This window comes from Novosphingobium resinovorum, assembly GCF_027922145.1.
Lineage (GTDB): Bacteria > Pseudomonadota > Alphaproteobacteria > Sphingomonadales > Sphingomonadaceae > Novosphingobium > Novosphingobium resinovorum.
In genome coordinates this window covers 485,936-504,898 of sequence record NZ_BSFC01000021.1, presented here as the reverse complement: position 1 = coordinate 504,898, position 18,963 = coordinate 485,936, and the positions used below count along the sequence as shown (strand labels likewise).

Annotated in this window: 14 protein-coding genes; 6 read left to right on the top strand and 8 right to left on the bottom strand. The window is 64.3% G+C overall.

The window, feature by feature from the left end:
• Positions 1–25: 25 nt before the first annotated feature.
• A complete protein-coding gene (nagA, locus tag PKE80_RS14640) occupies positions 26–1,165 on the bottom strand; it encodes an N-acetylglucosamine-6-phosphate deacetylase (RefSeq protein ID WP_271183127.1) in 1,140 nt (379 codons plus the stop codon).
• Entirely contained in the window at positions 1,162–2,184 is a 1,023-nt protein-coding gene (locus tag PKE80_RS14635; protein WP_271183157.1) for an SIS domain-containing protein, read from the bottom strand. The genes nagA and PKE80_RS14635 overlap by 4 nt, the downstream gene beginning before the upstream one ends.
• A gap of 536 nt (positions 2,185–2,720) precedes the next feature.
• Here PKE80_RS14635 and PKE80_RS14630 point away from each other — a divergent pair.
• The 3 genes from PKE80_RS14630 to PKE80_RS14620 all read left to right on the top strand — a co-directional run bounded on the left by PKE80_RS14630 (position 2,721) and on the right by PKE80_RS14620 (position 8,998).
• Complete coding sequence (locus PKE80_RS14630) at positions 2,721–5,438, top strand: TonB-dependent receptor (RefSeq protein WP_271183126.1); 2,718 nt, start codon at positions 2,721–2,723, stop codon at positions 5,436–5,438.
• A gap of 84 nt (positions 5,439–5,522) precedes the next feature.
• A complete protein-coding gene (locus PKE80_RS14625) occupies positions 5,523–7,880 on the top strand; it encodes an alpha-N-acetylglucosaminidase (protein WP_271183125.1) in 2,358 nt (785 codons plus the stop codon).
• Positions 7,877–8,998, top strand: coding sequence for an acyltransferase family protein (locus tag PKE80_RS14620; protein WP_271183124.1), 1,122 nt, complete (start codon positions 7,877–7,879; stop codon positions 8,996–8,998). The genes PKE80_RS14625 and PKE80_RS14620 overlap by 4 nt, the downstream gene beginning before the upstream one ends.
• 112 nt (positions 8,999–9,110) lie before the next feature.
• On the opposite strand, the gene PKE80_RS14615 is transcribed toward PKE80_RS14620, so the two are convergent.
• Positions 9,111–10,007 carry a GGDEF domain-containing protein gene (locus tag PKE80_RS14615; protein ID WP_271183123.1) on the bottom strand — a complete coding sequence of 299 codons (897 nt, stop codon included), beginning with the start codon at positions 10,005–10,007 and terminating at the stop codon, positions 9,111–9,113.
• A 253-nt stretch (positions 10,008–10,260) separates the two neighbouring features.
• On the opposite strand from PKE80_RS14615, the gene PKE80_RS14610 reads away from it, so the two are divergent.
• Genes PKE80_RS14610 through PKE80_RS14600 form a run of 3 tightly spaced genes read left to right on the top strand, consistent with a single transcriptional unit; the run spans position 10,261 to position 14,550 of the window.
• Positions 10,261–10,971 carry a response regulator transcription factor gene (locus PKE80_RS14610; RefSeq protein WP_309298989.1) on the top strand — a complete coding sequence of 237 codons (711 nt, stop codon included), beginning with the start codon at positions 10,261–10,263 and terminating at the stop codon, positions 10,969–10,971.
• Positions 10,952–12,295, top strand: coding sequence for a FecR family protein (locus PKE80_RS14605; protein WP_271183121.1), 1,344 nt, complete (start codon positions 10,952–10,954; stop codon positions 12,293–12,295). Before PKE80_RS14610 ends, PKE80_RS14605 begins: the two co-directional genes overlap by 20 nt.
• Positions 12,292–14,550 (top strand): CHASE2 domain-containing protein, encoded by a 2,259-nt coding sequence (locus PKE80_RS14600; protein WP_271183120.1) that lies wholly within the window; start codon positions 12,292–12,294, stop codon positions 14,548–14,550. Before PKE80_RS14605 ends, PKE80_RS14600 begins: the two co-directional genes overlap by 4 nt.
• A gap of 189 nt (positions 14,551–14,739) precedes the next feature.
• On the opposite strand, the gene PKE80_RS14595 is transcribed toward PKE80_RS14600, so the two are convergent.
• The 5 genes from PKE80_RS14595 to PKE80_RS14575 all read right to left on the bottom strand — a co-directional run bounded on the left by PKE80_RS14595 (position 14,740) and on the right by PKE80_RS14575 (position 18,920).
• On the bottom strand, positions 14,740–15,723 hold the full coding sequence (locus PKE80_RS14595) for a formylglycine-generating enzyme family protein (protein WP_488168478.1): 984 nt from the start codon (positions 15,721–15,723) through the stop codon (positions 14,740–14,742).
• A 336-nt stretch (positions 15,724–16,059) separates the two neighbouring features.
• Positions 16,060–16,938: an SDR family NAD(P)-dependent oxidoreductase gene (locus tag PKE80_RS14590; RefSeq protein ID WP_271183119.1), complete on the bottom strand. Its 879-nt coding sequence runs from the start codon at positions 16,936–16,938 to the stop codon at positions 16,060–16,062.
• A complete protein-coding gene (locus PKE80_RS14585) occupies positions 16,935–17,492 on the bottom strand; it encodes a nuclear transport factor 2 family protein (protein WP_271183118.1) in 558 nt (185 codons plus the stop codon). Before PKE80_RS14585 ends, PKE80_RS14590 begins: the two co-directional genes overlap by 4 nt.
• Entirely contained in the window at positions 17,482–18,378 is an 897-nt protein-coding gene (locus tag PKE80_RS14580; RefSeq protein WP_271183117.1) for an SDR family NAD(P)-dependent oxidoreductase, read from the bottom strand. The genes PKE80_RS14585 and PKE80_RS14580 overlap by 11 nt, the downstream gene beginning before the upstream one ends.
• Entirely contained in the window at positions 18,375–18,920 is a 546-nt protein-coding gene (locus tag PKE80_RS14575; RefSeq protein ID WP_271183116.1) for a nuclear transport factor 2 family protein, read from the bottom strand. Before PKE80_RS14575 ends, PKE80_RS14580 begins: the two co-directional genes overlap by 4 nt.
• Positions 18,921–18,963: the final 43 nt, after the last annotated feature.

The window sequence follows — 18,963 nt, the reverse complement described above, 5'->3', positions numbered from 1 at the left end:
AATTGGACGATCGAAAAAAGGGAATTCAGGCGAAGCGACGGCCGCCTATCCAGGTCTGCACCGGCTTCAACTCACTGTCGAGCAGCGCAAAATCGGCACGATACCCCGGCTGCAACGCGCCGTAGTCTCCGGCGAGGCCGAGGAAAGCGGCGGGCGTCGCGGCGGCCATACGGGCCGCTACCGGCACGGCGATCCCCGTCATCGCAACGACGTTGCGAACAGCGCTCGCCATGTCTAGCCCCGAACCGGCAAGCGTTCCGGCGGCGTCGGTGCAGATACCGTCGCGCACGAAGATCTCGTGGCCGTCGAGGTGGAACGGCGCACCATTGTTGCCGACGCCGGGCATCGCATCGGTGACAAGCATGATCCGCTCTGGCGACTTCGCCTTCAGCGTTAGACGCAGGATGGAGGGGACGACATGGACGCCATCGGCGATAAGACCGCACCAGACCTCATCGTTGTCGAAGGCCGCGCCGACCAAACCCGGCGCGCGATGGTGCAACGGCGCCATCGCATTGAACAGATGCGTAACGCCGGTGATGCCGTGCGCGAAACCGTCGGCCGCCTGTTCCGAAGTTGCGTCTGAGTGGCCTGCGCTGAGGATTACCCCTGCCGCGACAAGCTTGGTCAGATCGGCGGGATCGGCCAGTTCTGGGGCGAGCGTCACCATTACCCGGCCCCGGCGAGGTCGGGTGAGCAGCGCCATCGTTTTGTCGTCGAGCGGGATCAGCCGCTCTTCGGCGTGGATTCCCTTGCGACGCGGATTGATGAAGGGCCCTTCGACATGAATGCCGACCACACCGGGGACACCCGCTGCGATCGCCTCATCCACCGCGTCGAGGCCCCGGGCGATTACGGAAGGGTCGGCACTGATCAGCGTAGGCAGAAACGCGGTCGTGCCGTAGCGCGCATGCGCTGCGCCGATCGCGGCGATGCCTTCCAGCGTCGGTGTGTCGTTGAACAGAACGCCGCCACCGCCGTTGACTTGCACGTCGATGAAGCCGGGGAGCATCCAGCCCCTGGCAAGGTCGATCCTATCGTCCGCCCGCTCCTGACCGAAGGCGGCAATTGAGACGATGCGCTCGCCCTCCATGGTGATGCGTGCTTCGGAAAGTACCGCGTCGGCCGTGGGAATGTAGCCATTGAAGACATGAAGGACGGTCATCGCGTGCGCGTCACCTTGGCAAGATAGGGCGGGCAGTCGGGATCGTTCCCGCGCGCGAGGGACAAGGCATTGGCCATGCGATAGAAAGACGCGATCGTCGCGAGCGGCGCAAGCTCCGCGCGCAGCGGCAGGGCCGGAAGGTGATGAACGCCTTGCTGCCCTTCATCCCGTGCAGATGCCAGCCAGACGCGGGCGCCGCGCGCCGCGAATTCGCCGCAGAGCGTGCGAACGTCATCTCCGGCGCTGTCGGGGCCGGCGAAAGCGATCACCGGGAAGCCCTCGCGCACGACGGCCATCGGTCCGTGACGCACTTCGGCCGAGCTGAACGCCTCGGCGTGGAGGCCGGACGTTTCCTTGAACTTGAGCGCCGCCTCCTGCGCGACGGCGAGGCCGTAGCCGCGCCCGATCACGAAGAGATTCGCGGCATCGCGCAGGCCTTCTCCCAAAGCGGACCAGTCCAGCGCGAAAGCCTCGTCCAGCGCGGAGGGAAGCGCTGCGAGATCCGCCTCGAACGCCGTATCGCCGCGCCAGGCTGCGACGATCGCGGCAATGCCCACGAGCGAAGTGATATAGGACTTGGTTGCCGCAACCGAACGCTCGGGGCCAGCGCACAACGGCAGGACGACGTCCGCCATCGCCGCCAGCGGCGAATCCTTGTCGTTGACCAGCGCCACCACGAGCGCGCCCGCCGCCTGCTGACGCTCGACGGTCGCCAGCATGTCCGGACTGCGGCCCGACTGCGAGATTGCGAGACAGAGTGTCCGTCCCGCCGACGGCATGACCTGTGCATCATAGAGAGATACGGTGGAGAACGCAGCCGATACGGTCGGCACGCCGAGCAGAGTCTCCACGAGGTACTTCGCATAAGTCGCGGCGTGGTCGGAGGAACCGCGTGCGCACGTTACCAGCAGTGCAGGCGGGGCGGCGCGCAGGCTCTCGCCCAGCAGCCCGAGCGCCACACGATTATGCGAAAGGAAGCGCGACACCGCAGCCCCCGCTTCGGCCGCCTCGGCGTGCATGAGCGTGACGCAGGATTCGCCGCCCTGAACTTCGGGTGATTCCGTCTGGGAACCAAGGGTGGCGTCTGCTGTCACGTTCGATGTTTCCTCGTTGGCGAGCGCTGATGCGAATCGGGGAATATTGCGAGAGAATGTCACCAGGACATTGGCATCATATGGCGTAAAATTCATAACACAATGGTATTTTAAAGGTATTTAAATAGGTGATAAGATGGATCGCTTGCCTTCGGCGACCGGCTAGTATCTCCACAGCACTCCACCGCGCATAACCCGGGGAAAGTAGCTGAATTCAGGGTAATTCAGGAACTTGCGAAGGTTGATCGCGATGACACGGTGCAGGCAAGCGCCCGATCCAAAGGCTGCCAATGATTGCAGGCGGAAGCAATACCAAAATATTCACTTTCGTCTTCAAATGGACTTGACTTGCTTCCAGGTCTTTGTGACATCATTGGATAACAAATCAAAAAACGTTCGCAGGAGGTGCGGAGGGTCCACCGGGCTTTTCCGTTCCCAGAAACACGTCTCAGGGGGTAGTCATGACAAGTTCAGAACGCGTTATCGATCCGATTGCACGGCGCCTCGCCAAGGCCGCCCTGCTCCTTTCCTGCTGTGCACCGGCACTGCTGGTGCCGAGCGGCCCGGCCATGGCTCAGGAAGCCGCCGCGCCCGCAGAGGGCGATGCCGCCGACATCGTCGTCACCGGCTTCCGCAGCAGCCTTGCCAACGCCCTCGACGCCAAGCGCAACGACGTGCGCGTGACCGACGGCATCTCCGCCGAGGACATCGGCAAGTTCCCCGCCGAGAACATTACCGAGGCAATTCAGCGCATCTCCGGCGTCCAGATGTCCAACATCAACGGACGCGGCGCGACGATCAGCATCCGCGGCCTTGGCCCGCAGTATGCGATGACCACGATCAACGGCCAGACCTTCAAGAGCGCCGACTTCACCGACGGTTTCCGCTACGATATCATCCAGACCGAACTCGCCAATGCGATCGAGGTCATCAAGTCGCCCACGGCTGCGATGGACACCGGCGGTCTTTCGGGCACCGTCAACATCTCCACGCCCAAGCCGCTGGACTACAAGGACCGCCAGATCATCCTGTCGGTGAAGGGCCAGAACTCGGAATACGCGGGCGGCAAGATCACGCCCAAGATCAGCGGCAGCTACGTCGACCAGTTCGCCGACGGCACCATCGGCGTCTACGCCAACCTCGGCTACCAGAAGCTGCGCGACCGCGCCGACTACATGTGGATGGACCGCTGGGCCACCACCACCGTCGATGGCGAGACCGTGCAGCTCCCGCGCCGTCCGCGCTACCGCCGCATCGACCGCGACACCGAGCGGCTGATGGCCAGCGGCGGCCTGCAGTGGAAGCCGTCCGACCGCTTCGAGATGAACGCGACGGCGATCTACGCCCGCGACAAGACCGATTACGACCTCAACCAGCAGGTCTTCCTGTTCGACACCTCGCGCATCACCGTGAACGAAGTGAACAACGGCGTCGCCACCAACGTGACCGCCACGAACTTCACCATGGAAAACAACCGCCAGCACGAGGACCGGAACCTCACCAGCCAGGGCTACACCCTTGGCGCCAAGTGGAACGACGGCACCGGCTGGGTCGCCAGCACTACGCTGAACTACACCAAGGGCACGACCTATCAGGATGAAAAGGCGGCGATCGTCGGCGTCAACATCCCCAGCGCCTCGATCGACTTCTCCGATCCGAACGACGTGAACTTCACCGTCGGCACCGACCTTACCGATCCGAGCCTGTATCAGCGCAGCACGCTGACGCGTAACGAGTATCCCAACGGCGCCACCCGCCGCATGAACTCGTCGGAGAAGTCCGCGCAGTTCGACCTCAGCCGCGAAGTCACCTTCGGACCGATCTCGAAGCTCAGCACCGGCGTGAAGTACCGCCACGAAACCTTCAGCCGCTACGTCTCGCGTCACGACATGGTCGCTCTGGCCAATGCCCCGAGCGCGACCAGCAGCGTCTTCCCGGACATGACGACGACCTACTACCCGGTCTCCGGCTTCCTCAACGGCGCCTCGGGCATCCCGACCTCGTGGATCGGGCCGGATCTCAACGCCTACGAAAAGGCGCTCGCCGCCGCCGGGATCGTCGTCCCCGACATCTTCGCGCCGGAAGCGAGCTACAACGTCGATCGCTACATGCCCTCGGTCTACGCGATGGCGGACATCGACACGACCATCGCGGGCATGCCGCTGCGCGGCAACGTCGGCCTGCGTTACGAGCACACCAAACAGAAGGTGCTCGGCAACGTCACCGAGCCACGCACCGACGGCTACGAGGAAGTCCAGCAGAAGATCGGCGAGTACACGCTCACCCAGAAGTACGGCAACTTCCTGCCCAGCCTGAGCCTTGTGGCCGAGCCGGCCAACGACCTGCAGGTCCGCTTCGCCGCCGCCAAGGTCCTGGTGCGTCCGTTCATGGACTCGCGCACCTCGATGGCGCAGACGACCTCGACTTCGGCGAACACCGATCCGGTCGGCACCAATACGGTCACCGTCGATCTCGGCCAGGCCGGCCTCAAGCCGCTGACCGCCAAGCAGCTCGATCTGGGCGTCGAGTGGTACTATGACCACGGCAACGCGCTCTCGATCAACGGCTTCTACAAGTGGATCAAGAACGGTACGTATTCGTCGCTGGTCTGCCCGACCTCGTTCGACGGCACGGCGCTGTCGAGCAACGCGGGCGGTGAGTGCGTCGATACCTCGGGCAACATCTACGACATCACCCAGACGCTCAACGATCCCAGCACGATCCGCGTGAAGGGCTTCGAGGTCAGCTGGACGCAGTCGTTCGACCGCTTCCTGCCGGTGGACGGCTTCGGCATCATGGCGAACTTCACGCGCGTCTACCCGCAAAAGGTCGCGATCGGCACCGGCTACACCATCCGCAACCTGTCGAAGGTGACCTGGAACCTCGTGCCCTACTGGGAGAACGAGCACTTCAACATCCGCGCGGCGATCAACCACCGCAGCGGCTACGAGCAAAACAGCGCCGACAGCTTCTTCGCCTATGCCGGCCACGTCGTGAAGGCGCGCACGCAGGTCGACATCAGCGGCGGCTATTCGCCCAACGAATGGCTGAGCTTCTCCGCCGGTGTCATCAACCTCAACAACAGCCGCGAGGAAGCGTACTATACCGACTCCTCGATCTGGCAGGAGAGCAGCTTCTACGGCCGCAGCTTCTACCTTTCGGCGACGCTTAAACTCTGACATCGCCATGACGACAAGGTGCGTGCCCGGGCCTGTGCCGGGCACGTACCAACCTGTTCAAGACTGTTGCAAGGACTACCCCCGATGACCGCGATCCGCATCCCGCGTCCGTTCAAGAAGGGGAGCCTGCGATGGGCGGGCACCGCCCTGCTGCTGGCCACCGCCGCGCAGCCTTTCGCGGTCGCTGCGAAAGACAATCCTTCCCCGGCTTCATCGGTCAACTCTCCTCCGGCCGGTGAACAGCCCGGCGTCGATTCCGCCGCCGCCGCGCTGGCCCGCTTCGGCATTCCGGCCGACAGGCTCTCCCTCAGCCTGAAGCCGGATGCCGGGGCGGCGCACTACCGCGTGCGCATCCGCGGCGGACATATCGAGGCCGAAGGCACCTCCCCCGTCGCGCTGGTGCGCGGTGTCGCCACCACGCTGGAAAAGCTGGGACGCCTGCACGTCAGCTGGGAAGGCCGCCGCCTCGGCGCGCTGGACGCCCTGCCGGAGATGGATACCGGCGAAGTCGCCTCACCCTTCGCGCTGCGCGCCTACCTGAACACCTGCACGTACGGCTACACCACGCCCTGGTGGGGCTGGGATCGGTGGGAGCAGGAGATCGACTGGATGGCCGCGCACGGCGTCGACACGCCGCTGGCGATGGAAGGCCAGGAATACGTCTGGCGCGAACTCTGGCGCGAAAGCGGCCTGAGCGAGACCGCGATCGCCGAGGGCCTCTCCGCCGCGCCGTTCCTGCCGTGGCAGCGCATGGGCAACCTTGCGGGCTACCGCGCGCCGCTGTCGTCGGGCTGGATCGAGAAGAAGCACCAGCTCCAGCTGCGCATCCTCGCGCGCATGCGTGCGCTCGGCATGAAGCCGGTGCTGCCCGCTTTCGCCGGATACGTGCCCGAGGCATTCGCCAAGGCCCACCCCAGGGCCCGCATCTACAAGATGCGGGCGTGGGAGGGCTTCCCGCCGACCTATTGGCTCGACCCGTCGGACCCGCTGTTCACGCAGTTGGCCGCGCGGTTCGTGACGCTTTACAACCGCACGTATGGCGAGGGTGAATACTACCTCGCCGATGCCTTCAACGAGATGATCCCCCCGATCGCCGAGGACGGCAGCGACGCCGCTGCCGCCGAGTACGGGGACTCCATCGCCAACACCGCCGCCACCCGCGCGGCGGCATTGCCGCCCGCAGTGCGCGATGCGCGCCTTGCTGCGTATGGCGAGCGGCTTTACGGCTCGATCACCGCCGCCGCGCCCAAGGCCACATGGGTGATGCAGGGCTGGCTGTTCGGCGCCGACAAGGCGTTCTGGACGCCCGAGGCGATCGCCGCCTTCCTCAGCCGCGTGCCCGACGACCGCATGCTGATCCTCGACATCGGCAACGACCGCTACCCCGGCATCTGGCAGAAGACCGACGCCTTCGACGGCAAGGCGTGGACTTATGGCTACGTCCACAATTACGGCGGCAGCAACCCCGTCTACGGCGACCTCGAATTCTACCGCCGCGACATGGCCGCGCTTCACGCCGATCCGCGCAAGGGCCGCCTGACCGGCTTCGGCCTGTTCCCCGAAGGCCTGCACAGCAATTCGGTGGTCTACGACTACGCCTACGACCTCGCCTGGGGCGAGCCCGACCGCCCGCTTGCCGACTGGCTGGGCGAGCACCTGAAGGCCCGCTATGGCGAGGTTTCCCCGGCGCTGGCGAAGGCCTGGGAACAGGCGGCTGCGGGCGCCTATCGCACCCGGTACTGGGAGCCGCGCTGGTGGCAGCAGCACGCTGGCGCCTACCTGTTCTTCAAGCGCCCCATGGCGGAAGGCGCGGACTATCCCGAAGCGCCCGGCGATCCCGCCAAGCTGCGCGAGGGGATCACCGCACTGCTGGCCGCCGCGCCCGGCAAGCCGTCAAAGCTGCTCACATACGACATTGTCGATCTGACCCGGCATTACGCCAGCCTCGAACTCGACCATCTGCTCAAGGCGACGCTGGCGGCGTATCGGGACGGCAAGCTGGCCGAAGGCGACCGGACACGCGTCCGAATGGGCACGCTGGCACGGCAGATCGACCTCCTCGCGGGCAACCAGCAGGAAACGCTCGGCTCATGGATCGCCGATGCGCGCGCTTATGGCGATACGCCGGCCGAGAAGGCCCGCTTCGAGGAGGAGGCCAAGACCATAGTCACCGTCTGGGGCGGCGAAGGCCACTTGTCCGACTACGCCTCGCGCGCATGGCAGGGCCTCTATTCCGGCTACTACCTGCCGCGCTGGGAGAGCTTCCTCACCGCCCAGCGCGCTGCGGCAGCCGCTGGAAAGCCGCTCGACGAGCCCGCCACCCTCGGCGCAATTCGCGCATGGGAGCAGCAATGGGTCGCCGACGGACGCCTGTGGAAGCGTAAAAGCCCGAAGGACCCGCTCAGGCTTGTCCGTGACATCCTGAACGAGACCCGGCCGTGACCGCCGCCAAGCCGCAGCGCTTCGCCTCGCTCGATGTGTTCCGGGGCGTCACCATCTTCCTGATGATCCTCGTCAATACGGCGGGTCCGGGCGCGCCCGCGTTCGCCCAGCTGGTCCACGCCAGGTGGATCGGCTTCACGCTGGCCGACCTCGTGTTCCCGAGCTTCCTCTTCGCGATGGGCAACGCGATGAGCTTCGCCATGCGCAAGCCGATCGCCACCGGACCGTACCTCGCGAACCTCGCAAGGCGCGGGATGATCATCTTTGCGCTCGGCTTCCTGATGTACTGGTATCCCTTCGTCCGGCATGACGCCGACGGCTGGAGCCTTGCGCCCTTCGCGCTTACCCGGGTCCCCGGCGTGCTGCAGCGTCTGGCTCTGTGCTACGTTCTTACCGGACTGGTGGTGCGATGGCTGGACTGGAAGAAGCTGGTGCTTGCCTGCGTCGCCCTGCTGCTGGGCTACTGGGCGATTCTGCTCGCGTTCAGCCTGCCCGGCGAGGCTTATTCCAAGACCGGCAACGCCGGGACCCTGCTGGACCTGTACCTTCTGCCCAGGGAACACCTCTACAAGAAGGACGGCGGCTTCGACCCGGAGGGCTTCCTCGGCACGCTTCCCGCCACGGTCAACGTGATTGCCGGCTATCTTGCCGGCCTCGCCATCCTGCACGCGGGTTCGCTCGAAAGGACGTTGCGGGCGCTTGCGCTGGGGGGGCTGGTGCTTACCGTGGCTGCTCTAGCCTGGAGTCCGTGGTTCCCGATAGCCAAGAAGCTGTGGACCGGCCCGTTCGTGCTCCTCACCGTGGGACTGGCCATGATCCTGTTGGCGCTCGCCAGTTGGCTGTTCGAGGTCAAGGGGCTGCACGGGGGCAGGCGCTTCTTCACGATCCTCGGGCGCAATCCGCTGGCGATCTACCTGTTCTCCGAACTCTTCGTGGTTACGCTTAATCTCGTGCGCGTCGCCGGCTATGGCGGACTGTATGACTGGATCGGCATCGCCATCTTCCAGCGCATCGCACCAGGCGCGATCGGCTCGCTGCTATGCGCTTTGACATACACTATGGTTTGCTGGAGCGTTGGCTGGACGCTCGACCGTAAGGGACTGATACTCAAGGCATAGTATCGTCTTCGGTCTGGGCGGAATTATGTTTTCTGCAGGAAAGCTGGCGGGGCTGCACATCGCTCGGTGCGAGGCCGGTAAAGAGCGAAAGCGACTGTGACTTTTCAGGAAGCTACCGCAACGAACGCTCTGCTGCCGAACAGTCATTGATCTCCCAGCGGTTTCGACCGTTGTTCTTTGCCCTGTACAACGCAGTATCGGCCTGTGCGAAAAGCCCTGTCGGATCGACGGGAATCGATAAGGCTTGCGCTGCAACGATGCCGATGCTGGTCGTGAGCCGCCCGTATGCGCTGGCGGGATGCGCGATCGCAAGAGTATGTATCGCCTGCTGGCAATTGGCCGCTACGGCCACTGCACCCTTGGCATCGGTTTCGGGAAGGATCAGCACGAACTCCTCACCGCCATAGCGACAGGCGAGATCGCTTGCCCGCCGCAAGCATGTACCGAGAGCGTCGGCGACGAGACCAAGGCATCGATCGCCTTCCTGGTGCCCAAGATTGTCATTGTAGGCCTTGAACCAGTCAATATTTATGATCAGAAGCGAGAGAGGGGTCGCCGATCGCCTTGCCCGTCTGACTTCACGGTGGAGCGCGGCATCGAACCCGCGCCGGTTCAGCAGTCCGGTGAGGTGGTCCTGGCGGGATGCCATCAGAAGGCGTCGACGCGAAGCGCGAAGTACACGTTCGATCCGGAGACTGCGGGTAACGTCCATGGCTACGGCCAGCAGCGCGGTGATGCCGAGGCCTGCGTGTCGCAAGGGATGAAATGTAACGGCATAATCACGCCCGCCCATGATGAACCGGTGATCAGGGAGAGGCAGGCCGAAGTCGGCCAGCTCAAAGCACCGGTGCAGCACCGGCGCGGCCCCGGGGACCAAGTCGTCAGCTTGCCGCCCCAACAGCGTCGGAAGGCCGAACATCGTGGCCGCCGCCTTGCTGGCCTTGCCGATTGTAAGATTGCGATCGAACATGCAGGCTGCCAGCGACATCGATCCGAACAGGTGTTCCACGATCCTCCAACGGCGCTCGCAATGGAAATGTCGCAGCCGCCTGTGAGGCTCCCGTCAACCATCGCCTTGTTCTCTAGGGACTTTCCCTAGTTAGCTTGAGTCGCGCCATAAGCGGCGTGGTTTGGGACTGTCATGTAAAGGAGTGCAAAATCGGACCTGCCCTTCTTCGAGACACCACCTGTAAAACATTGCAAAGCCCGGCCGCCCCGCCTCGCAATCGGCATCGGCGCTGCTATGGCGGAGTCTCAGCCCTGTGCAGGGGCAAAAAAGGGCGGCCGTGCGGATAGCGATACTTGAGGACGATGTGGCCCTGGCTGGGCTTGTGGAGATGACGCTCGCAGAGGCTGGCCATTCCTGCGAAGTGTTCGGCGAGGGTCAGGTTCTCGTGCGGGCATTACACCGATCAACCTACGATCTCCTCATTCTCGACTGGAACGTGCCGGGGCTGTCCGGCCTTGAGGTCATATCGTGGGTGCGAGACAATCTGGAGATCGCACCGCCTTCGCTGATGCTCACCAGCAGGTCCGCGGAAGAGGATATCGTCGCCGGGCTGACTGCCGGAGCCGATGACTATGTGATCAAACCGGTCGCACCGGTCGTGCTCAAGGCCAGGATCAACGCCTTGGCGCGCCGGGCCTATCCCGCAGCGCTGTCGGGTTTCGAACACTATGGCAGCTACTGCTTCGACACGCGGGCCGAGACGGTCGAACTCTCCGGAGAGCCGATTGCGCTGACCGCGAAGGAATTCGCGCTGGCGCTGCTCCTGTTCAGGAACATGCACCGCGCTCTGGCGCGCGCCTACATTTTCGAAGCCGTATGGGGACGCAACCCGAACCTCCCCACGAGAACCCTCGACGTGCACATCTCAAACGTCAGGACCAAGCTGCATCTTCGCCCGGATAACGGCGTGAAGCTGGTCCCGATATACTCGTATGGATATCGACTTGAAGCCCTGGCATCGTAGAACCCGCGTATCGACAAGCGCCGCCCTCCTGCTGCTGGCGGCAGTTCCCGGCGGGATGGCCGTCGCTAGGCCCGACGGCACCGCGGTGGTGGAGCCGGCGCGCCCTGATGTGCGTTACGTGGTCCGGCCCGGAGACAACCTCTTTCGGCTGGCCGCCAACTACTTCATCCGCACCGAAGACTATCGCATCGTCCAACGGCTCAACCGGGTGGCGGATCCGCTGCGGTTGCCGGTGGGGATGGTGCTCGTCATCCCGCGCGAACTGCTGAGGCACGAGCCGGTGAGGGGAACCGTGCACAGCGTTCGCGGCGCGGTGCGGATCGGCGGAAAGCCGGCTGCCGTCGGCATGACGGTGGGCGAGGGGATGCTCATCGAGACCGGGCAGAAGTCGTTCGTCACGCTCGCGTTGCCCGACGCGACGACCATCGCTCTGCCGTCGCAGTCGACCGTGCGCGTGCAGCGCCTGCGCCGGTTGGTGTTCGACAGCCACGTCGAGCGCCTGTTCGGCATCGAGCGGGGCGGCGCGAGCGCCACCGTCACGCCGATGACTGACCCGCAAAGCGATTTCCGGTTCTCGACCCCCCGGGCCATTACCTCGGTGCGGGGCACGAAGTTCCGGATGGCCTATGATGCGGATGCCGGGCTGGCGACGAGCGAAGTGCTGGAAGGCAAGGTCGGTTTCGATGCCGAGGCGCACGAGACACAGACGCTGCCCGCAGGCTTCGGAACGACAAGTGAACTGTCGGAGCCGGTCGCCCTGCTGCCTGCTCCCGAACTGCTTGAGCCGGATGCGGCCCAGACCGGCGAAGGCCTACATTTCATCCTGAAGCCGTTGCCCGGCGCCACGGCCTACCATGTGCAGATCGCCGCCGACGCCAGGTTCCTCGAGGTTCTGGACGAGGCGACCAGCAAGTCTCCGGAGTTGCGGTTCGCGTCGCTGCCCGATGGCGCCTACTTCGTGCGGGCAACCGCTATCGACCGTAACGAGTTGGAGGGCGCGCCCGCGACATCCTCCTTCCAGCGCCGCCTCGAAGGGCTGCGCATGGGCATCGAGATGGGTTGGGCGGGGCCGTATCGCCAATACCTGTTCTGGTGGAACGCGCGCGATTGGTCGGGCGCACGGTTCCGCTTCCAGCTTGCCAAGGCAGGCAAGGAGGCAAGACCGCTGGTCGACCTGCCCGAACTCTCAAACACGTCCCAGCCGGTGATCGATCTGCCGCGCGGCCGCTATCGCTGGCGCGTGCAGACCAGCCGGCTCGTCGACGGTAAGGTCAGTACCGAATGGTCGGATTACGGCGAGTTGAGGGTCGAGGGGAACTGGTGAGGGTACGGCGGCATCTCAAGCTGCGTACCCAGTGGTGGCTGATCGCCATCGTCACCAGCCTGCTGGTCATGCTCATGACGATGGACCGCACGATGGAGCGGTTCGACAACGGCATCTACGATCACCTGCTGCAACTCGTTCCGTCGCCGTCATCCGATGCGATCCTGCTGGTCGAGATCGATGACGATAGCGTGCGAAGGATCGGTCGCTGGCCATGGAACCGCGCGACCCATGCAGCGCTAATCGACCGGCTCAATGCGGCGGGGGCGAAGGCGATCGGCTACGATGTGCTTTTCACCGAGCCAACCGATGCGGGCAACGATGATGCGCTGGCGCGCTCGATGGCAAGTGGTGCTCCGGTCTACCTGCCGGTTCTCCCGGGCCTTTCATCGGGCAGCGGCGCCGCGGCGATCCTTCCGATCGACCTGTTTCGTAACGCCGCCGCCGGGATCGGCGGCGCCACCATCGCGCCGGACCCGGACGGTGTCGTGCGCGCGGCACCGCGTTCGGATCAAGGGCCCGGCCGGTCCCAGCTGCTGATGCGCGTCATGGCGCAGTCCCTCGCAGGAGGCAGGAAAGTCTCCTTGCAGGGCAGGCTGATCCCGTTCGGCGGTGGCGCAGGGCGCTGGCCCGAGATCCCGGCCGCAGCGGTTCTGGCAGGGGAGGTGCCCGCCGAGTTCGTAAAGGGCAAGATCGTCCTCGTCGGCGTAACTGCGTCCGGGCTCGGCAGCCGATACGCAACGCCCGCCGGCGGCGTGTTGTCCGGGCTCGAAATTCAGGCCTATCTGCTTCAGGGGCTGCGTGCCGGCACGATGATGATGCAGGCCAGCCTGTCTTCCTGCCTCGTCGCGGGATTGCTGCCGCTGTGGATCTTGATGTTGGGGCTGGGGCCTTTCAGGCGGATGCCGGCGCTGGCCTGCCTGGCATTGTGCTCGGCACTGGTGCTGGGCCTATCGATCTGTGCACTGATGCTGCTGCGCATATGGCTGCCCCCTTCTGCAGCGCTGACCGGTCTTGCATTGGCCTATCCCATCTGGGGATGGAGGCAGTTGGCGGCGACCGAACGGTTCATGCGCGCACAACTCGAGCGCCTGCAGGAACAGCCTATGCTGGTTCCGCAAAGCGACGTCGTTCATACCGAGAGGGGCGTCGAATACACGATCGCATTATTGAACGCCGCGATCACCCGTCACCGCGAGATGCGCCATTTCGTCGCCGACCGGCTCGACCAGTTGCCGGACGCAACGATCGTGTCAGATCTGAATGGCGCCATCCTGCTGGCGAATGTGGCGGCGCGCAAGCTTTTCGCTGCCGAGGTCGGGGGACTGCAAGAGGGGAGCAGCGCGGCATCGATCATGAGCCGATGCCGCCTCGCGGGCAGCGGTGAGGCGGTTCGCTTTCCTCCTGCGATCGAGGAGCCGATCGCCTGCGAGGTACAACTCGATCAGGGGCGTTTCTTTCTTGTCGGAATGGCCGGACAGACCTCGGCAGAGGGAGGATGTGTCGGCTGGGTTATCCGTTTTGTCGACGTCAGCGAAGCCAGGGCCGCGCAAAAGCAACGCGACGACGTTGTGCAACTGCTCACCCATGACATGCGCTCACCCCAGGCATCGATCCTTGCGGTACTCGAAACCGCGCCTTCCGATCGTATTTCACCCAGGGAATCCGGTATCATCCGGCACTATGCGGAGCGTACTCTGCAACTCGCCGACGGGTTCGTCCAACTGGCCCGCGCGGAAAATCTCGAGTATGCCTTGGAGGAAGTCGATCTCGGCGACATGCTGATGGACGCGATCGATGATCTCTGGCCGCAGTCTAAGGCCAAATACATCGACATCGTGACCCGCGGGGACGAGCGGCTACTGGTCATGGTGGAGCGGTCCTTGCTGACCAGGGCGCTGGTCAACGTGATCGGCAATGCCATCAAATACAGCATGCAAGGGACGACCATTACGTGCGCGCTTTCCAGCGAGCCGCGAGGTGATGGCTCGATGTGGGCCGTGTGCGCGATCGAGGACCAGGGACCGGGAATCGAGCCGACTTTGAAGCAGGCGATCTTCGAGCGCTTTCACCGTGGGCCGGTCGGCTTGGGGCCGAGGACCAACGGTGCCGGTCTCGGACTGAGCTTCGTCCATACAGTGATGATTCGTCATCACGGGCAAATCGAATGCTATAGCGAGCTTGGACGGGGGACAGGATTTATGCTCAAGCTCCCTTTGCAAAAAGGAAATTCCACTTCAAGAGATTTCGCGTAATTTAATGCTAAATTGTTGAAATAGCTTGCATTCATAGTGAATATTTAACAAATGGTGGTGCGATATATTATTTTGTTTGCTAATTTAATCGGCGAAATTTATGTAAAATCGCGGCGATGTTCGGTGATATAGCCTGAGGCGAGAGCAACCGCTTACCTCAGCTTGTAGGTCCGTCGTGCCCGCTTATGTTCATACCGTTGGGCGCAGCACGCAGCGAAAGCCGATGTGCGAGGTTGCGGTGTCTATCATCTCGGGGTGACGTGCTGCTGGACGATAGCGCTGGCAGTAATTGGCCGCGCACAGGTGTGATCCACCTTTCAGAACCTTGCGACCGATCCGGACCCGTGGCTGATCGGGGTCGAAACTGTCCTTCAATCTGCCGCCGCGAGGATTGCTGACGGTGCAGCATGACTGGCCCGCTTTCTTCTTCGAAGCACCGGGGTTGTCGCTCCACCAGTCGGAGGTCCATTCCCACGTGTTGCCGATCATGTCGAACACGCCGTAGCCGTTGGAGGGATAAGTGCGGACCGGAGAAGTGCGTTCCCACCCGTCGAGCATCTGGTTGGCGAAAGGAAACAGCCCTTGCCAGTAGTTCGCCATCATCGCTCCGCCGGGGGCCAGTTCGTCGCCCCAGGCATAGTCGGCGTCGTCCAGCCCGCCGCGTGCGGCAAACTCGAACTCGGCTTCGGTCGGGAGGTCCTTGCCCGCCCACTTCGCATAGGCCTCGACGTCCGCATAGGCGACCTGCACGACAGGGTGATCCCATAGGCCGAGCCTGTCGACATCACTGTCGGGGCCGAGCGGATGGCGCCAGTCGGCACCGAATTCGAAGCGCCACCAGTTGCCGGGGTTGGCGGTGTCCACCGGCGTCGCGGTCTTGTGGAACACGAGGGATCCGGCGCGGTCCATGCCCGGCAGCATTCCGGGATAGTCCTTGGGGTCAGGCGCGATTTCGGCGACGGTCGTGTATCCGGTCGCCTCGATGAAGGCGGCGAACTGGCGGTTGGTCACAGGCGTGGTGTCGATCCAGAAGCCATGCACGGAGACCCGGCGCGACGGGGCTTCTTCTGGGTAGAAACGGTCGGAGCCCATCGTAAAGGCACCGCCCGCGATCCAGGTCATGCCAGTCGGCGCAGTGGTCTGCTCCGGTGCGGTCAGGTGGTCGGTATCCATCTCTTTTCCTACTCAGGACAGCCCCTGCAGATCTTCGCCGGGAGGTTCTCCCAATCGAAGATCGGGGTGGAGGATGTAGCGATCCATGGGCGTCAGGGCCAGATACTTCCCCGCGCTCGTGAGCTATCGATGTCTCGGTAGACCACCGCCGTCGCAGCATCCAATGCGGGCAGTGCCGCTCTGTAGAGGGAAGCAAGGTCGACGTTCGAGCAATTTTCCGTTCGTTACGCGAAGCACTCGCTCTCGGGCGCGCGCGCTCCAGTCACGATGTCGATTGGCAATCTCTGACTATAATGAACGGGCCAAAGGACACCGGCGCTGGAGAAGCACCGCTGGTTAACGGTTGCTCCAGGATGTGTCGCCCGGCCTCCACAACGGCGCGCCGCGGCTTTCACGCAGCGAGGGGATAGTCCGCCCGTTCCTATCGGTCACGCCATATTCGGCGGCGAGTTCGGCATTTATGAAAGTTCCGCCCGATTTCGACCTGCTCGCCGGATCCATCGCCAGTGCCGCAATCACCCGTCCCGGGAACTCGGGGGAGGAGCCGACCGCGCTGTTGAGCTGGTTCGCCATGCCCGGAACCGACTTGAGGTTCTCGGTGGCGCGCTCGGTATAGGTGAATCCCTGCCAGAGGGAGATCGCGCTGACGCCCGTGTCGCGAAGCTCGTGGGCCATGTCGCGCATCATCCGGTCGGTCGCGGTCTTGGTCGTCCCGAAGACCACGTCGTACGTGTAGGTCACGCCTACGTAGCCGGATAGCGCGGCGATCAGCCCGGAGCCCTGCGGCACCATGATTCGTGCCGCATGCCATGCCGCGACGTAGGCGGCACGCAGGCCGGTGTTCCAGATCTGCCATTCCTCATCGAGCGGCTTGTCCCAGAATCCGGTGCGTTGGGTCATGCTCTCGGGAATGGCCATGGCGTTGTTCACCAGCAGGTCGAGGCGCCCTTCGTCGCGCGCGACCTGTTCGAACACCGTGCGGATCTGCGCATCATCGAGCAAGTCCAGCGCGAGAGCGACGCCGCGTCCGCCGCGCGCGTTCACTTCGGCGACCGTTTCCTCCAGCGAACCGGGCAAGGCGTGCCCCCCGGCGGATCGGGTACGGCCAGTAACGTAGACCGTCGCCCCTTGCTCCGCGAGCGCGCAGGCCACGCCCTTGCCGATGCCGCGCGTGGCCCCGGTGACGAGTGCGACCTTGCCCGAAAGCCCGCTCATGACGATTTGGCGGGATTGGCCGGCTGGCGCAGGTTGACGAGTGGACGGCGATAGGACGGATCGCTGCCGTTGCGGGCCGATACGCCGTTCAGCGCAATGTCGGGCACGTCGGCGAACGGGATTGGCATCGGCGGCGGCATGAAGCCCCACTCGATCACGTTCGTGCGCAGGGCGATCCTCCATTCGCCGTCCCGCCGCTCCAGCCGGTCGACATAGCGCCCGCCCGCGACCCAAAGGCTTTCATCGCGGTTGCGGCCGACGAACTGGTAGTAGGTCTCGGCATGGGCGATGTCGCCATCGAGATCGATGTTGGATTGCAGCAGCGCATGGTGCGTGACGATCTGCCCAGCCTCGTGCATCGGGATCGCCCAGTCCCAGCAGTCTGCGGCGCTGCCCACGAAAGGCCCCGCCGCCGTTTCGGCATCGTCCCAGAAGGCCGACAGGTAGATGGCGCGGTCGAACCGGTCCATGCCCCGGGAGAAGCGCTCCAGGCATTCGCGGATCTCGTGCTTGTCGAGCATCGCGGCGATGCGCCCGTCACGATCATTTGCCACGATAGTCAACCTCCGAGATGGGCTTCCATATCGGCGATCCCCGGGTCGCGCGTGCCGATGCGATGACGCTGCCGTCCACGTCGGTCAGGCCGTATTCCTGCGCCAGCTCTGCGGTGATGAATTCGCCCCCGGAGCGCTTCATGACCTCTGGATCGGCGGCGAGCGCGGCGACCACGCGCCCCGGATGCTCGACGGAACTGCCCTGCATCGAAGTGATGGACGTGGTCATCCTGTCCCCCATCTTTGCGAGGTTGTCCCGCGCCTTCTCGGTCAGGGTCAGCCCTTGCCACAGGGTCAGCGAGGCGACGCCGTGGGGTTCCAGTTCGATCGCCATGTCACGCGCCATGCGGTCCACTGCGGACTTGGAGGTGCCGAAGATCACGCCATATGTATAAGTCACTGCCGCAAAGCCCGAGATCGCGACGATGAGCCCCGACTTCTGCGGCGTCATGATCTTCGCCGCGTGCCAGGCCGCTACGTAGTTCGACTTTACCCCGACATCCCACATCTCCAGATTGGAGAGCGGCTTTTCCCAGAAGCCCTTGGGCTCCAGCAGGTCGTCGGAAAGCGTGAAGGCGTTGTTGACCAGAATGTCGAGGCGGCCCTGTTCCGATGCGATCCGGGCGAACAGCGCGGCCACGGCCTCGTCGTCGCCATGGTCGCAGGCGACGGCTATGCCGCCGCCGCCGCTCTTGCGTCCGCGCGCGTCGCATTCGGCGGCGGTCCCGCCGACCGTGCCGGGCAGGTAGTAGTCACCCTCGTTGACGGTGCGGCCGGTGACGTAGACCGTGGCGCCCTGCTCGGCGAGCACGAGCGCTATGCCCTTGCCGATGCCCCGGCTGGCGCCGGTGACCAGCGCGACCTTGCCCGCAAGCGGGGCGCTCATGCTGCAGTTCCCGCGAACCAGCTTTCGCTGTAGTCGGCTTTTGCGCGGCCGGGGAAATGGTCGGCAGTGAAGGGGTAGCCCATCACGCCCCTGGACCAGTCCGCAGCGGCGCCCCAGTCCTGTTCCCAGTCATAGAGCATCACGCGGTCGGCAATGCGCCACTCGGGCTCGCCCGATGCGCCGGGCCGCTTCTCGAAGGTGTCGAGGTAACGACCGCCGATGCAGGTGTCGCGATCGCCTTCGCCCATGTCGATCCGGTGGTACGAGAACACATGGGTCTCAGCCCGTGCCGTCGCCCCCGCCAATTCGATGTGCGACTGGCCGAGCATATGCTGGGTGTCCTTGATCGCGTCGGCACCGGGCACCACCCATGCCAGGTAGGCGTCGAAGGAGCCGTTGTGCACGCCGTAGTCGAAGCGCGCGTCAGGCCACCAGCATGAACGGATCAGTTCCGCGCTGCGCCGGTCCTCGCCGCGCGCCAACCGCGCCACGCAGGTTCGGATCGCCTCCCGGTCGATCATCTCGCGCAAAGCCTGCTCCATCCTCGTTCCCTTCCGGCGAGCCTTTGCGGCCCTTGGTTGCCAA